Source organism: Segatella cerevisiae (assembly GCF_024054555.1).
In the GTDB taxonomy this organism is placed as follows: Bacteria; Bacteroidota; Bacteroidia; order Bacteroidales; family Bacteroidaceae; genus Prevotella; species Prevotella cerevisiae.
In genome coordinates this window covers 20,774-35,842 of record NZ_JAMXLY010000014.1, presented here as the reverse complement: position 1 = coordinate 35,842, position 15,069 = coordinate 20,774, and the positions used below count along the sequence as shown (strand labels likewise).

Sequence of the window (15,069 nt, the reverse complement as noted above, 5' to 3'; positions counted from 1 at the left end):
ACAGTCATTTGACTGTATGATATCCTTGATTCCCTTTTCTGATTAGGAAAGACCCGCCATGATTTCTGTCGCGATCTGACGTGATTCCGCATCGGTACTCATATAGATGTCGTAGTCAGGATGACTGTCGAAGGTCGCTTTCTGCATGGTCTTCTCAATGATGTCTGCCATTCCCATAAAAGAGCATTTTCCTTGACGGAAACCGGCATTCGCAATCTCGTTGGCAGCGTTGAGGATGCAGGGCATGTTTCCTCCCTTTCGGATAGCATCGAAAGCCAGTGCCAGGCATTTGAACTTCTTCACGTCCGGGGCGAAGAATTCGAGTTTGCCGACTTGTATCAGGTCAAGCCGCTTTCCGTTGAGGGGCAATCGGTCAGGATAAGAGAAGGCATATTGGATAGGCAGTCTCATGTCAGGGACGCCCAGTTGGGCTTTGACCGCACCGTCTACAAATTGCACGGCGCTATGTACGATACTTTGCGGGTGGACGAGAACCTGTATTTTGGTGGCAGGTACCCCGAACAGCCATTTCGCCTCCATCACTTCAAACCCTTTGTTGATAAGCGAAGCGGAGTCTATCGTGATCTTCGGTCCCATATTCCATGTCGGGTGGTTCAGTGCCTGCGCTGCCGTAACGTGCTGGAGTTGCTCATAAGAGAACAATCTGAATGGTCCTCCTGAACAGGTTAAGAGGATTTTCTCAATCTGATTGTCACCTTCACCTACGATACTTTGGAAAATGGCGGAATGCTCGCTGTCTACCGGCAGGATAGGAGCGTGGTACTCTTTTGCCAGATTACAGATGAGTTCTCCTGCAACGACAAGGGTCTCTTTATTTGCCAGACATATCTTCTTGTGCGCTTTAATGGCATGGATAGTAGGGGTGAGGCCAGCAAAACCGGTCATGGCTGCTAATACCATATCTATCGGACCTGCTTCCACAATTTCATCCAGAGCCTTCTTCCCAGCATATACTTTGATATCCGGATGATCTGCAAGCATTTGCTTGAGTTGGGCATAATAACTTTCATCGGCTATCACGACAGCAGCGGGGTTGAACAAGCGGGCCTGTTGGGCCAGTTTCTCAACGGAGCGGTTGGCAGTAAGGCAATACACTTCATACCGGTCATCGTGTTGCCGGATGACGTCTAGTGCCTGGGTGCCGATACTGCCTGTGGAACCGAGAATGCATATTTGTTGTTTCTTCATTTCTGTAGGATATTATGAATAAGCGGACTAAGTCTTTCGAACGGATGGGGTGTATTCTCTTTGGGCTAAGAGTGCCGTTTCTCGCGGCGATCCAAGACCTAAAGGTCCAATAGTCCGTCGGGCAGGTTCATCTCAATGATATGCCCCTCTGTATTTATATTGTTGATCAAATTTTCAGATGCAGGGATAAGTATAGAGTTGCCTTCTGCTGTCTCTACCTGGAAAAGCAGATTTGCCGTGGAGTCATCGATGCCTTTGATGGTTCCAATGACTTTCCCGCTTTGGGCGTCAGTCAGTTGATAATTCACCAACTCTGCTCCTAAACGCGGACCATCCGTTTCTTCCGCTAGAGACTTAGGGAAAAAGACCTCACAACCTGTCAGTTCGCAGGCTTGGTCTACGGTATCGATGTCCTCGAATTTAACGTAAGCGGTGCCTTCATTCTGAAACCGGTAACTCTCCAAGTAAAACGGAACAAGAATGCCTTCCATCTTGAGGATCAGATAGTCTGCTTGGACTTGGTCGAACACATCATCCTCGTAAAAGAAGTTGATCTCTCCCTTTACGCCATGATGCTTCCCTAACCGTCCGATATAAAATACTTCGTCTTCCTTCATGATGGATATTGTTCTGTCCTTTTGACTCTGTCCGGCAAACTATTCAGTGACTCGTGTAATCTTTGCGCCGATGTGGTTGAGGCGTTGCTCGATGTTCTGATACCCGCGGTCGATCTGTTCTATGTTGTCAATGCGACTGGTCCCCTTGGCATTCATCGCTGCAATCAACAGAGCAATACCGGCACGAATATCAGGACTGGTCATGCGTCCTGCCCTCAGTTGCCTCTTTCTGTCATGCCCGACGACAACGGCCCTATGGGGGTCACAAAGAATGATTTGGGCTCCCATGTCAATCAGTTTATCTACGAAGAACAACCGACTTTCGAACATCTTCTGATGGATGAGTACCGTTCCACGCGCTTGGGTTGCTACGACCAGGAGTACTGAGAGCAGGTCAGGCGTCAGTCCCGGCCATGGTGCGTCGCTTAGGGTGAGAATGGTCCCATCCAGGAAAGTGTCTACAGCATAATGTTTCTGTTGGGGGATCACCAGATCATTGCCGTCGACATTGATCTTGACCCCGATGCGTCTGAACGTATCCGGGATGATCCCTAGGTTTTGCAAGGATACATTCTTGATCCGTACACCTTCTCCGACCATAGCTGCCATGCCGATGAACGAGCCGATCTCAATCATGTCCGGCAATATCTCATGCTTGGCACCGTGGAGTACTTTCACCCCCACGACTGTGATCAGATTGCTGGCAATTCCACTGATATTGGCGCCCATTGCATTAAGAAGGTGGCAGAGTTGCTGGATATAAGGTTCACAAGCGGCATTATATATGGTTGTGGTCCCTTCTGCCAAAACAGCAGACATAATGATATTTGCAGTTCCGGTCACAGAAGCTTCACCGAGAAGCATGTAAGTTCCCTTAAGTTTTTTTGCTTGTATCTCGAAAGTACTGCGGTTCTCATCGTAGACAAATCTTGCTCCCAGTGCCTTGAATCCCTGGAAATGAGTGTCCAGTCTGCGGCGACCTATCTTATCTCCTCCCGGTTTGGCTATAGTCGCCTTGCCGAAACGACTCAATAGAGGACCGATCAGCAGAACACTTCCGCGGAGTTTTGAACATTTGTTGACAAACTCCTGGCTTCCCAGATAGTCCAGGTTGAGATGGTCAGCTTGGAAGGTATAATCGTGTCTTGTATTTCGTGTTACTTTCATGCCGATATCGACCAACAATTGAATAAGGTTGTTGACATCAAGGATATCGGGAATATTTTGAATCCTTACCGGTTCTGAAGTGAGTATAGATGCACAGATCACTTCAAGCGCCTCGTTCTTTGCACCTTGAGGAGTAATCGTACCTTTTAAGGGATGACCACCTTCGATGATGAACGATTCCATAGGCTTATTTTCTCTTTCTCTTGTTGTTACTATTGTTCTCCAGAGGGACCTGTGACGGTTGTTGCATCGGGTTACGGTCAAATTCAAATTTGTCGATGTCCAATTGAATCTTTCCGTCTGTAAATTTTGCCAGATCGGCTGCTATCTTTTCGTCATCATTCAGCCCGTGACTCCATTGCACGAGATCGCGCTTCATTTGATTGGCGACGATCCTGGTCAACTCGTCACGCTCTTCTCCCGGCTCCATGTCCTTCAGTTTGTCGAAAGTTTCGAACATTAAACTTCCATAGTGTTTCACTGGTATCTTTTGCATAGGGTAAGGCAACGGCTTCGGCTTGGATGTCGTCATACTCTTGACTTCCCGGATATCATAGGGATAATCTACGTCTAACTTGAATCCACTCATCAAAGCCAAGTGATCCCAGAGTTTGTGCAGATGATCTTCTGTATCCTGTCCTTCAGGGTACATTCGGTCCATGATCGCAATGATGGCCTCTGCGCATTTCTGCCGCTTTTCACGGTCCTCTATCGTCATAGCATAGTCGACCATCTTCTGAACAGTCCTCCCATACTCCGGCAGAACAAGTTTGCTACGCTGTGTATTGTAATCTAATCCTTCTAAATTCATTTTTTACGATTTAATTATAATCATCATCGCTTCCGGACCGTTAATTCTTCCTCTTGAGGATCTGTTCTGTCACCAGTTGTCTTGTCACTACCACCAGTTGTGTTGTCCCTATCACCACTATTCCGGTATGAGACAGTTTTAGAGCAATTTGCGGGGCTTTGTGGCAACAAAATCTTTCAAGTAGAACGGAACGAAATAAGCGACATCTTCGAATTTCCCTTCTGCTATTCTCTTTTCTGCCAGAGGCATCATATTCTTGGCCAGCGGTTCGATACCCTTTATCAAATGTGCGTTGGGGTGATTGATGATGTCCATGCATTTGGCAGCTCCGTCACCGAAGAAATAGACAGGCCCCTTGTCCAAATAGATCTTATAGGTATCGGCCGTGACAACATTTGCTTCGATCTTCCTCACTTCTTTCAAAGAACGGTCGAAGACTTGAGAATAAACTTCCATTCTTCGAGCATCAAGCATTGGGACTAATAATGCATTTTCTTCCTTGATCATTTCCTGCAGCAGTACAGGGACACATAACACTTCCAATGTCGGGATACCGAGCAGTTTGACACTGCGTCCATAGCAGAGACCTTTGGCCATACTTGTTCCGATACGCAGTCCGGTGTATGAGCCGGGACCGCTGCTGACAGATACAGCATCCAAAGGTATGGCATGGTTATCAGTAAAAGATAATGCTTCGTCTACAAAGGCTCCGAGTTTTACATTATGATTGGCGCCACTATGATCTTCATCGTTAAATATAACTTTGCCGTCATTGCTGACAGCTACAGAGCAGGATTTAGTGCTCGTCTCAATGTTTAATATACACGACATAGATAAAATAATTTCTTAATTAGGACGCAAAGTTAATCAAATTTCCCGATTTTTTTGTAGTTTTGCAGAAAATTAACGCTAAGTAAGTATGATACAGTCAATGACCGGTTACGGCAAAGCGGTTGCAACCTACAAAGAAAAGAAAATCAATGTTGAGATCAAATCCTTGAACTCCAAGAGCCTTGATCTTTCCACTCGTATTGCTCCGGTTTATCGTGAAAAAGAAATGGAAATCCGTCAAACAATCGGGAAAGCATTGCAACGCGGTAAAATAGATTTTTCCATTTGGATAGAGCAGGACACTGTTGTGGAGGCTTCTCCAATCAATGCCGATCTGATAGATAACTATTACAAGCAAATCAAGGAAATATCCAATCGTACAGGGATTCCGGAACCACATGACTGGTATTCTATATTGATTAATATGCCGGATGTGACGACCAAACCTGATACAACTGACCTGGACGATGAGGAATGGGCCGTCGCACAAGGCGTTATCCGAGAAGCCCTCACACATCTGATCGATTTCCGCAAGCAGGAAGGTGCTGCCCTCCAGAAAAAGTTTACTGAGAAAGTCGATAATATCGAGAAGTTGCTGGCCGGTATAGAACCTTATGAGAAGGCTCGCGTTCCAATGATAAAAGAAGATATCATCAAGCATCTGAAAGAGATACCTGAAATCGAATATAACAATAATCGCCTGGAAGAGGAGTTGGTTTACTATATAGAAAAACTGGATATCAGCGAAGAGAAACAGCGGTTGACCAACCATCTGAAATACTTCAGAGAGACGATGAATGAAGACCGTCCTGTGGGAAAGAAACTCGGTTTTATCGCTCAGGAAATGGGACGTGAAATCAATACGACCGGTTCTAAGAGTAATCAGGCTGAGATGCAGAACATCGTGGTCAAGATGAAAGACGAACTGGAACAGATCAAGGAGCAGGTGCTAAATGCCTTGTAAAAAAGACGTTTAAAACTGCCGGTTGTCATATACTACTGAAAAAATCAATATCTAAATAGAAATACAATAGCTGGGCTCAGCAGACAAAACATCTGTTGAGCCTTTCGTGTCAAAATTTAATTATTGGTCTGATGGGTTTGCGACAGACCACAAACCGTATCTTCAGACCGTGATAATAGGACGATGAGACAAGGCAAATTAATTATCTTCAGTGCTCCGAGCGGAAGCGGGAAAAGTACTATTGTAAATTTCCTTATGGAGAAGCATCCTGAATTGCGGTTGGCTTTCTCGATAAGTTGTACGAGCCGTGCACCACGTGGTACTGAGAGAAATGGAGTAGAATATTTCTTTCTGACGGCAGATGAATTCCGTAATAAAATCCGGAATGGAGAGTTTCTCGAATATGAGGAAGTCTATCCCGGTCGCTTTTACGGGACATTGAAGTCTCAAGTTGAGCATCAGATGGCTGAAGGCCAGAACGTGGTTTTCGATGTAGACGTCAAAGGAGGGTGCAATATTAAGAAGAAGTATGGTAACAAAGCATTGAGTTTGTTCGTTCAGCCACCGTCTATCGATGAACTCCGTCGTCGTCTGATAGCTCGCCATACGGATCAACCAGAAGTGATAGAGCAACGTTTGTCAAAAGCCGGATACGAGTTGTCCTTTGCATCGAAATTCGATCATGTCATCGTCAATTCCGTCCTTCCTGATGCAGAGAAAGAAGCTTTTGAACTTGTCAGGCGTTTCGTGGAAGAAGAAAATCATTGATGATGGCCATAGGTTTTAGTGGTAAAAGATATGCTTTTTGTACCCAGTTCTATGCTATGTAGAAGTCACCTGCTTGAAAACCATTCCATTCAGAATACATTGAATTTTGAAAGGTAACACTGTTCTAGAATGAAGTGCTTTTCTGCTAGAACCCAATAGGACAACTCTATTATGAAGAAAATAAAAACCGGCATTTACGGAGGTTCTTTTAATCCTATCCACAACGGACACATAGAATTGGCTCGCCAGTTCCTGGAAAAGGGAGGATTGGATGAGGTGTGGTTGATGGTTACTCCTCAAAATCCCTGGAAGAAGCACGAGGCTCTTCTAGATGATGACAAACGGTTTCATCTGATGCAACTTGCGCTGAAAGGAGAAACGGGTTTGGTGGCAAAAGATTATGAGTTTCATCTCCCCCGGCCATCCTATACATGGAATACCTTGAAGGAACTCAGTAAGGATTTTCCGGACAGGGAATTTGTCCTGCTCGTGGGAGGAGACAATTGGGCCTATTTTGATGACTGGTACCATTATCAGGATATTCTGGACAACTATTCTGTATGTGTTTATCCTAGAGAAGGTATCACAATTGATGAGCGGACGCTTCCAGAACACGTGAGCGTCTTGCACGCCCCCCTCATACATATCAGCAGTACAGATATCCGCCGCCGGATTCAGAACCATCAGCCCATTGACGATTTGGTGCCGAAAGTCGTCGCTGAAGAAATGGAAAGAGACGGAGATTATCAGGGCGAGTAAAATCAAGATACTTGTTCAGCCAAGAAAGGTTAGAATCTGAAGGGTTTTGTTAAGAAGATGCGGTAAAATTAGTGAATATGCCGGATTGGATTGAAGTTCAGTAAGAAAGCGGTTTCCTTCATTTCTACGGTGTGTGAAAAAATGAGAAATAATTTTGTTCTCTGCCTGATTTCAATTATCTTTGCATCTAAATAGCGGATTTTCAATGAGATATTTAAATAAGATTGCTCATTTGATGGGGAAATTCCTGTATCCCCTCAAAGCAAACTCAGGTTTCTTCGTGTTTATGTTTATTCTTGCCGTGGTAAGTGCCTTGTGTGTACTGCCCGATCACAGAGGAAACAATTCACCAGAGTTCATGTATGCAGAACTGTTCTTTGATCTATATCTCTTATGCTGCATTCTGGCTCTGATCCCATTAAAAGCACGCCGCGTTGTCAGAGGTATACTGTATTTTGTCTTTTATTTCACGTCACTGGCAGATATCTATTGCTACGTGAATTTCAGTTCTACACTGAATCCGTCCATCTTGATGCTGGTAGGTGAGACCAATGGGAGAGAAGCCGGCGAAGCTATATCTTCGTTGTTCTCCTTCAGCGTGATTTTCAGTAAAGTCGGATGGGTACTCTTACTGATCCTGATTCATGTCTTGTATGCCTGTCGGCGTTTTATTCTGAAATTGCTGCCGGTAAACATGAAGGTCTTCTCGACACGTTGGAGACGGGACCTGAATATGGGAAAACCTGTTATTTATCCTGTTGTGGGGACTGTGGTCCTCCTGCTCTTCATCTGGTGCGGACAGATAAGTTCAACGAATCAAAAGGAAATCTTACACCTTTTCTCAGGAAATTCAATAGGACAGGTCGAACATACGTTGACAGAATCCAATCATGCCCAACTCTATACACCTTTCTCTCGTCTCGTGTTCAGCCTTTATGCCAACCACTTGGCAGGGAAACAACTGGGACAATTGCTTGAAGCTTCCAAAAACGTCAAGATAGACAGTTGCTCGTATGATTCTCCGAATATTGTACTGATCATAGGAGAAAGTTATGGCAAAGTACATTCGCAGTTGGATGGCTATTTCATGCCGACGACTCCACGTCAGGTCGCTTTACGCAAGTCAGGTCTGCTGGTCAACTACGATGATGTCGTGTCCTGCTGGAATCTGACGAGTTATGTCTTCAAGAATGTCTTTTCCATGCATGTCATCGGCGAGAAGGGAGAGTGGTGTGATTATCCCCTCTTCCCGCAGATATTCCGGAAGTCAGGATACCATGTGACCTTCCTGACCAACCAGTTCTTGCCCAAAGCGCATGAAGAGGTCTATGACTTCAGCGGCGGGTTCTTCCTCAACCATCCGGATCTGAGTCATCAGGAATTTGATACCCGTAACACCGAATTGCATCAGTATGATTCCGGTCTTCTTGAGGATTATGACAATAACCTGAAAGAGCGGAAATTCAATTTTGATCCGAAGAACCCCAAGCAGTTATCACATAATCTCATTATCTTCCATCTCATCGGACAGCATGTCAGTTATAAAGACCGTTATCCTCAGAATCAGACACATTTCTTTGCCTCCCAATATGATGATGTACGCTCTGACCTGACCCCGAAACAGCGGAAGATGCTAAGCTATTATGACAATGCCTGTCTGTACAATGACTCCATCGTCAATCAGATCGTCCGGCGCTTTGCCCATCAGAATGCGATAGTGATCTATATGCCCGATCACGGTGAAGAGTGCTATGAAGGGAGTCGGGGATTTATCTGCCGCAACCACTCAGCAGTGATTGACTGGCCTCTGGCCCATTATGAATTTGAGATACCTTTCTGGATATATTGCTCGAAAGAGTATATCCGTCATAATCCGGAGATGTTCCAGGCTGTCATCGAAGCCCGTCATCGTAAATTCATGACAGATGCTTTGCCCCATATGTTGCTTTATCTTGCGGGTATCCACACAAAATACTATCATGCAAAATATAATCTTCTGAGTCCGGAATACGATGAGAACAGACCGCGAATCCTGAAAAATACAACGGACTATGACAAACTCAGGCGTAACCGACCCATGAATGACCGGAAAGAATGAAAGGGAAGGACAGTTTTTCGATTTTAAAGTATTGATCATCAACTATTACAATTAATATCGTGGGATTATTAAATCAAGATAGGAACAGCTCTTCTCTTCAGGTAAAAGAAGAATCTAAGGAATTGCTTTCTCAGATGGAATGTCATGCTTTAAGAGGTCTCGCCATTCTCGGTATCTTCCTGCATAACTATTGCCACTGGCTGCCGGGGATAGTCAGAGAGAATGAATACCAGTTTTTCCAGGGCAATGTGGATGCTTTCAATCATGCCCTCTTGAGTCCTGATGAGAAACTGCCGATGCATTTTCTGTCTTTCTTCGGACACTATGGCGTACCCGTCTTTCTCTTCTTGAGCGCTTACGGACTGGTGATGAAATATGAGCGGAAAACACCGAATAGGCCTTCGCCCCACATTCCCCGTGTCTCCTTCATCCGTTATCATTTCCTGAAACTCTTCAGGATGATGATCGCAGGTTTTGCTGCTTTTATCATTGTCGACCAGATCACGCCAGCCCCCTTCCACTATCAAGTGGTAGATATCATCGGACAGTTAGGCCTGTTCAATAACCTCTTCCCCCATCCTGACAAAGTGATCTGGCCAGGTCCCTATTGGTTCTTCGGAATGCTCTTCCAACTCTATGTGCTTTACCGTTTGCTGATCTATAAGAGGAGTAACAGTTGGACGGCTATCTTGATGGTCATCTGCATTTTGGGACAATTTCTGTTCGATCCTGAGAGAGGAGCGTTAAACTGGTATAGGTATAATTTTATGGGGAGTATGCTGCCATTCTGCGGTGGAATTCTCTTTGCACGGAATCAGGAAGCGATAATGAACTGGAGGAAGCGGATCGGACCCTGTCAATTTGATTGGTCTGCACTGATCCTTTCCTTTGTCTTCATCTATGTCTTCAGTCTGAATTTCTTTACGTGGGCATTTGTACCCGTCTTCATCTGTACTTTCTGTATTGCCTTAGTGAAAACCTTACGATATTGCCATCTGAATTCAATTAACCGGATATTGGTAGGGCTGGGTCAAATCAGCGCAGCCCTCTTCGTCTGTCATCCTATAACACGAAAGATCTTTATACCGATCAGTCGCGACGGAGCATTGTATACTGGGCTGCTCTTGTACATTATTGCCAGTATCTGTCTGGCGTGGATCTGGAGACAGATGATGAAGAAAGTCCCTAAACCTGTCATGTGATCAATCGACATTTCAAATTAATACGAGTAGTGGTCTTATTGGAATTTAGCAGTTCTTTGTCAGGTGGAAAGAAAGATACGGGAGTGAAATTCTCCCGGGGAGATGCAAGTATGATCTAATGATGTTAGAATGAGTTATAAAATAAAGGACATAGAATTAGAGAATATCAGTCGTTTTCGGGGCGAACTGATGGGAGTGGCCATGCTTTTCGTAATCCTCTTCCATGTAGGTCTCCCACGCTATGATCTGTTTTTCGGGCTTCGAAGAATGGGAAATATAGGTGTGGATATGTTCTTGTTCCTCAGTGGTATCGGACTGTGGTTCTCCTGGTCTAAAAACGCTTCTGTCAAACACTTCTATTTCCGACGCTTTCTCCGTGTCTATCCTTGTTGGTTGATCATTGCCTGTCTGTTCTATATCCCTCAGTTTCATGGTGGAGACATTCATCAATGGTTGTGGCTGATAGGAGAGATTACCATCAACAGTGGATTTTGGATTCATGACGAACTGACTTTCTGGTATATCCCTGCAATCATGGCACTTTATGTCCTGGCACCGCCGTACATGAAGTTGATCAAGCGTCATCCAGTGTATCGCTGGTTGCCCGTCATAATGATCTTATGGTGCATCCTGGTGCAATATATCCCGCCTATTCATCATTTCGTGGGACACTTGGAAATCTTCTGGAGTCGGATGCCGATCTTCTTCATAGGGGTTGACATGGGAGAAATGACAAGGCAGAAATATAAGTTGGACGGAGAGTCAATATGGATGATCGTACTGATGTTCCTGATGACATTGCTGTCCAGTATCTTCCTGGAACAGAACTTGCACGGCCAGTTTCCCCTCTATGTGGAGCGTATGCTCTACATCCCTTTGACTGTCACGACGATCCTTCTACTTAACCGGGTCTTTCGCAGGACCCCTAAATGGTTCAACCGCATCTTCAGTTGGATCGGCTCCCTGAGTTTGGAGGCATACCTGATACATTTGCATTTTGTATTAGTCTATATATCCGATTCGTTGAGTTATTGGGAGACGTTTCTGCTATGTGTCGTCATTACACTCCCGATAGCATGGCTTCTGCATCTTGTCACCAGTTATATAACACGGACCATAGAAACTCGTATACGAATATGAAAGATATCTTGAAATTGATCAGGCCGCAGCAGTGGCTGAAAAATCTTTTTGTACTCATCCCAGTGTTTTTCGGAGGAGCACTCTTTGATATACGGTATTTATGGGCTTCTGCGATAGCGGCAGTCTCTTTCAGTTTTGCAGCCTCCTCGGTCTATTGCTTCAATGATATCCGGGATGTAGGAGATGACCGTTGGCATCCGGAAAAGTGCCATCGTCCGATAGCTTCAGGTAAAGTGAGCATCCCCCAGGCCTATGGTCTGATGGCATTGATGTTCATCTTTTCGCTTTTGGTCCTGTTCTTGTTGCCTGATCACCAATTGCAGACCGGAGCAGTCATCCTGTTTTACTGGTTGATGAACTTACTGTATTGTGCAAAACTCAAACAGTTTGCCATCATTGATGTCTGTATCGTGGCCTTCGGTTTTGTCCTCAGACTCTTTGCAGGCGGTAATGCAGCCGATATAGAATTGAGCAAGTGGATCGTGCTGATGACATTCCTGATCGCCCTTTTCATGAGTCTCGCCAAGCGGCGTGACGATGTCCTGAAAATGAATGAGACCGGTGAAGCCCCTAGGAAAAATACAGGCAGGTATAACCTGACTTTCATCAATCAGGCGATTACCATTACAGCTTCCGTTACCTTGGTGTGTTATACGATGTATACGGTCAGTCCTGAGGTGATGATGCATTTCCATACGGATCATCTCTATCTGACCAGCGTCTTTGTGCTCTTGGGACTGCTGAGGTATATTCAGATTACGGTGGTCGACCATAAGAGCGGCAATCCTACCGAGGTCTTGATGAAAGACCATTTCATACAACTAGACATTGTTGCTTGGCTGATCGTGTTCTTGCTGATCATTTATGTTATCGGATGATGCGAAAGGATAGAAGAAAATTCTCGTGACAGAATATGAAGAAGGAAAAGATTTATTGCTTTGATTTTGACGGGACCTTGACGTATAAGGATACTTTGATCGAATTTATCCGGTACAGCAAGGGCACTCTATCCCTCTTTGCCGGTTTCCTCTTTTATAGTCCTTTGCTGATCCTGATGAAGTTGCACCTTTATCCGAACTGGAAAGTCAAACAGAAGATTTTCACCTTATATTATAAAGGGATGAGAGTTGGGTATTTCGATCAACTCTGCCATGCTTTCGCCAATGACCGTTCGAACTTGTTACGCTGGCAGGCCTTTCTCAAAATAGCGGAAGTTCTGCGCCAAGGCGCTCAAGTGATGATCGTCAGCGCAAGCCCTGATTCATGGGTCAGACCGTTTGTGGGAGAAGGACCCGTCGTCATCGGCACTCAGTTGGAAGTGGTTGACGGGCGGTTGACAGGTCGGTTTAAGACCAAGAACTGTTATGGTCAGGAGAAGGTGAACCGTATCAAGGAGGTTTTGAAGGATCCAAGGGAGCATTATGAGATCTTCGCTTATGGAGACAGTAGAGGAGACAAGGAAATGCTGGATTTTGCAGATAAAGGTTTCTATAAACCGTTCAGAGATTAGTTAGAGTGATGCAAGAAGAGCAAACAGATCATCAGAATGACCATTCGCGCAGGAATCTCAAACAGATCGTGCGGTTTGGCATTGTCGGTTTTTGTGCCACACTCATTCAGTATGGCATCTATTGGCTATTGATCCATCTGATCCGTTTCCCCGGACATACCCATCTCTGGTTGACAGCAGCTATGACCATCGCCTACCTTATCAGTTTTGTCTTTAATTTTATTGCCAGTACACACTTCACTTTTCAGGTCAAGGCTAATGCCAAGCGAGGGGCAGGGTTTCTCTTCAGTCATATCGTCAATTATTTTCTGCAGATGGCGACATTGAATCTTTTCCTCTTGATGGGCATGGGACATTCCTGGGCTCCGATTCCGATGTTCTGTATCTGTGTGCCGGTTAATTTCCTGTTGGTACGCTTCTTCCTGACTCGCGTATAGGGTAGTCCGAAGATCAGATGTTCTCTTGCTGTATATTCCTGTATACTGGTAAAATCTGCCTTATTCGCCTCTTTTCGGCTAAAAAGTATTAATTTTGCAATCACGAATGAAGACCATACTGAATATATTCAGAATTAGGAGGGAAGAAAGAGGGCTGGCTGTCATCGCTTTCATCTTTTTCTTATTATTGAATGCGCTGACGATCTATCGGTATTACGGTGTGTTCACACCGATTCGTCCTGATTACTGGCATCTGTTTATCGGTAGGTTTCATGTTTCCGGATTTGATCCCATAGCCTATGATGTCGTATCCCATTGGGAAGCCCGCTTTAATGTGTACAGACACCCCTTTCTGGCGTTTCTCATGTATGTTCCCTATCTGGTCAATCGTGGGTTGATCGCTCTGACCGGAATCAATTGTGCACAGTTTGTCGTTGCGGCAATGGTCATCTTCTGTGCCTTTTATTCCGTTGTCTTTATTTACAGGATCTTCCGGGAAGTGATCGATTTGGAGAGGCCAGAGTCTGTCTTGTTGACGGGTCTGCTGTTCTCGTTTGCCTATGTGATGCTGTCGTGTATGGTTCCGGATCACTTTGTCTTTTCCCTATTCGCCCTATTGCTTACACTTTATGTCTCAGGGCGCTTGATCAAGTCCGGAAAGCCGATGAAGATGTGGCATACCATCTTACTGTTCCTATTGACCGGTGGAGTCTCACTCAACAATGGTTTGAAAGTGTTCCTTTCCGGTCTCTTTGTAAATGGGAAGAAGTTCTTTCGCTGGAATTATTTTTGCTTTGCCGTTATCGTACCCGCCCTTTTGATCTGGGTGTTCTGCCGGTTTGAATACCGCTATTTTGTCTGGCCAACAGAGACAGCCCGCCATGCTGCCATGGCAAAGAAGAAAGCGGAGAAAGTAAGAAAGGATTCCATCGCTCGTCTCGCCATGGCGAATGAGCAGAAAGTTCAGGCCAGACCTATCGTGAAACGTACTGATTCTGCACCTGCACTCCGGAAAATGCACAAAGTTCCCCAAAAGAAGATACATCGACAGATACAGGGAGCTCCTATTTCACACGGGGAATTTATGCGTTGGACAGACGTGACGACGAATCGCTGGCAGAGTATCGTCGAAAACTTGTTCGGCGAGTCCATCCAATTGCATCATTCTCATTTGCTGGAGGACGAATTCATCAAGCGTCCTATCATCGTGCACTATCAGTGGAAATACCATTATGCCGTAGAATCCCTGTTAGTCTTGTTGTTTCTGGGGGGTATATGGTGTGGGCGCCATTCCTTGTTCTTGTGGCTGTCAATGAGTTGGTTCGGATTGGATTTGATGCTGCACGTCGGACTGGGCTTTGGCATCAGCGAAGTTTATTTGATGTCAGCCCATTGGATCTTTGTCATTCCTATAGCCATTGGCTTTTTGATGAAAGCGGCCAAGTCCCGGCCTCCGAAAATCCGCTGGTCTTTATTTGGTTTGGTCAGTGCGTTGACAGTTTATTTGTTTATTTACAACGGGACCCTCATTGCCCAATATATGTTGAGCTAGACGT

The 15,069-nt window shown here is 45.1% G+C and carries 15 protein-coding genes; 10 read left to right on the top strand and 5 right to left on the bottom strand.

The genetic code is table 11. The annotated features are described in order from the left end of the window. Nucleotides 1-42 precede the first annotated feature (42 nt). From NG821_RS05340 to tsaB, 5 genes are all read right to left on the bottom strand, one after another. Nucleotides 43-1,209 (bottom strand): 1-deoxy-D-xylulose-5-phosphate reductoisomerase, encoded by a 1,167-nt coding sequence (locus tag NG821_RS05340; protein ID WP_252760626.1) that lies wholly within the window; start codon nucleotides 1,207-1,209, stop codon nucleotides 43-45. Nucleotides 1,210-1,307: 98 nt separating this feature from the next. Further along, on the bottom strand, nucleotides 1,308-1,829 hold the full coding sequence (rimM, locus tag NG821_RS05335) for a ribosome maturation factor RimM (RefSeq protein WP_252760641.1): 522 nt from the start codon (nucleotides 1,827-1,829) through the stop codon (nucleotides 1,308-1,310). Between the two features lie 36 nt (nucleotides 1,830-1,865). Continuing rightward, nucleotides 1,866-3,176, bottom strand: coding sequence for a UDP-N-acetylglucosamine 1-carboxyvinyltransferase (gene murA / locus NG821_RS05330; RefSeq protein ID WP_252760625.1), 1,311 nt, complete (start codon nucleotides 3,174-3,176; stop codon nucleotides 1,866-1,868). A gap of 4 nt (nucleotides 3,177-3,180) precedes the next feature. Continuing rightward, complete coding sequence (locus tag NG821_RS05325; RefSeq protein WP_252760624.1) at nucleotides 3,181-3,804, bottom strand: DUF4290 domain-containing protein; 624 nt, start codon at nucleotides 3,802-3,804, stop codon at nucleotides 3,181-3,183. A gap of 138 nt (nucleotides 3,805-3,942) precedes the next feature. Then, the gene (tsaB, locus tag NG821_RS05320; protein ID WP_252760623.1) at nucleotides 3,943-4,635 is read right to left on the bottom strand and encodes a tRNA (adenosine(37)-N6)-threonylcarbamoyltransferase complex dimerization subunit type 1 TsaB; all 693 of its coding nucleotides are present in this window, start codon (nucleotides 4,633-4,635) and stop codon (nucleotides 3,943-3,945) included. A gap of 88 nt (nucleotides 4,636-4,723) precedes the next feature. Between tsaB and NG821_RS05315 the strand changes: the two genes are divergently transcribed. From NG821_RS05315 to NG821_RS05270, 10 genes are all read left to right on the top strand, one after another. Continuing rightward, complete coding sequence (locus NG821_RS05315) at nucleotides 4,724-5,599, top strand: YicC/YloC family endoribonuclease (protein ID WP_252760622.1); 876 nt, start codon at nucleotides 4,724-4,726, stop codon at nucleotides 5,597-5,599. A gap of 183 nt (nucleotides 5,600-5,782) precedes the next feature. Continuing rightward, nucleotides 5,783-6,367 carry a guanylate kinase gene (gene gmk, locus NG821_RS05310; protein ID WP_252760621.1) on the top strand — a complete coding sequence of 195 codons (585 nt, stop codon included), beginning with the start codon at nucleotides 5,783-5,785 and terminating at the stop codon, nucleotides 6,365-6,367. A gap of 171 nt (nucleotides 6,368-6,538) precedes the next feature. Continuing rightward, entirely contained in the window at nucleotides 6,539-7,126 is a 588-nt protein-coding gene (gene nadD, locus NG821_RS05305) for a nicotinate (nicotinamide) nucleotide adenylyltransferase (protein WP_252760620.1), read from the top strand. A 205-nt stretch (nucleotides 7,127-7,331) separates the two neighbouring features. Further along, nucleotides 7,332-9,224: a sulfatase-like hydrolase/transferase gene (locus tag NG821_RS05300; protein WP_252760619.1), complete on the top strand. Its 1,893-nt coding sequence runs from the start codon at nucleotides 7,332-7,334 to the stop codon at nucleotides 9,222-9,224. Between the two features lie 134 nt (nucleotides 9,225-9,358). Beyond that, a complete protein-coding gene (locus NG821_RS05295) occupies nucleotides 9,359-10,426 on the top strand; it encodes an acyltransferase family protein (RefSeq protein WP_252760640.1) in 1,068 nt (355 codons plus the stop codon). A gap of 129 nt (nucleotides 10,427-10,555) precedes the next feature. After that, nucleotides 10,556-11,566 (top strand): acyltransferase family protein, encoded by a 1,011-nt coding sequence (locus NG821_RS05290; protein ID WP_252760618.1) that lies wholly within the window; start codon nucleotides 10,556-10,558, stop codon nucleotides 11,564-11,566. Then, a complete protein-coding gene (locus NG821_RS05285) occupies nucleotides 11,563-12,444 on the top strand; it encodes a decaprenyl-phosphate phosphoribosyltransferase (RefSeq protein WP_252760617.1) in 882 nt (293 codons plus the stop codon). The genes NG821_RS05290 and NG821_RS05285 overlap by 4 nt, the downstream gene beginning before the upstream one ends. Nucleotides 12,445-12,479: 35 nt before the next feature. Beyond that, a complete protein-coding gene (locus NG821_RS05280) occupies nucleotides 12,480-13,076 on the top strand; it encodes an HAD family hydrolase (RefSeq protein WP_252760616.1) in 597 nt (198 codons plus the stop codon). Nucleotides 13,077-13,084: 8 nt separating this feature from the next. Then, a complete protein-coding gene (locus NG821_RS05275; RefSeq protein WP_252760615.1) occupies nucleotides 13,085-13,513 on the top strand; it encodes a GtrA family protein in 429 nt (142 codons plus the stop codon). 106 nt (nucleotides 13,514-13,619) lie between these two features. Beyond that, on the top strand, nucleotides 13,620-15,065 hold the full coding sequence (locus NG821_RS05270; RefSeq protein WP_252760614.1) for a DUF6080 domain-containing protein: 1,446 nt from the start codon (nucleotides 13,620-13,622) through the stop codon (nucleotides 15,063-15,065). Nucleotides 15,066-15,069 lie beyond the last annotated feature (4 nt).

Bases quoted from the DNA above. Each gene is read 5' to 3' on its own strand.
- NG821_RS05340 (WP_252760626.1), bottom strand. From the start codon at position 1,209: ATGAAGAAACAACAAATATGCATTCTCGGTTCCACAGGCAGTATCGGC.
- murA (WP_252760625.1), bottom strand. From the start codon at position 3,176: ATGGAATCGTTCATCATCGAAGGTGGTCATCCCTTAAAAGGTACGATT.
- NG821_RS05325 (WP_252760624.1), bottom strand. From the start codon at position 3,804: ATGAATTTAGAAGGATTAGATTACAATACACAGCGTAGCAAACTTGTT.
- tsaB (WP_252760623.1), bottom strand. From the start codon at position 4,635: ATGTCGTGTATATTAAACATTGAGACGAGCACTAAATCCTGCTCTGTA.
- NG821_RS05315 (WP_252760622.1), top strand. From the start codon at position 4,724: ATGATACAGTCAATGACCGGTTACGGCAAAGCGGTTGCAACCTACAAA.
- gmk (WP_252760621.1), top strand. From the start codon at position 5,783: ATGAGACAAGGCAAATTAATTATCTTCAGTGCTCCGAGCGGAAGCGGG.
- nadD (WP_252760620.1), top strand. From the start codon at position 6,539: ATGAAGAAAATAAAAACCGGCATTTACGGAGGTTCTTTTAATCCTATC.
- NG821_RS05300 (WP_252760619.1), top strand. From the start codon at position 7,332: ATGAGATATTTAAATAAGATTGCTCATTTGATGGGGAAATTCCTGTAT.
- NG821_RS05295 (WP_252760640.1), top strand. From the start codon at position 9,359: ATGGAATGTCATGCTTTAAGAGGTCTCGCCATTCTCGGTATCTTCCTG.
- NG821_RS05290 (WP_252760618.1), top strand. From the start codon at position 10,556: ATGAGTTATAAAATAAAGGACATAGAATTAGAGAATATCAGTCGTTTT.
- NG821_RS05285 (WP_252760617.1), top strand. From the start codon at position 11,563: ATGAAAGATATCTTGAAATTGATCAGGCCGCAGCAGTGGCTGAAAAAT.
- NG821_RS05280 (WP_252760616.1), top strand. From the start codon at position 12,480: ATGAAGAAGGAAAAGATTTATTGCTTTGATTTTGACGGGACCTTGACG.
- NG821_RS05275 (WP_252760615.1), top strand. From the start codon at position 13,085: ATGCAAGAAGAGCAAACAGATCATCAGAATGACCATTCGCGCAGGAAT.
- NG821_RS05270 (WP_252760614.1), top strand. From the start codon at position 13,620: ATGAAGACCATACTGAATATATTCAGAATTAGGAGGGAAGAAAGAGGG.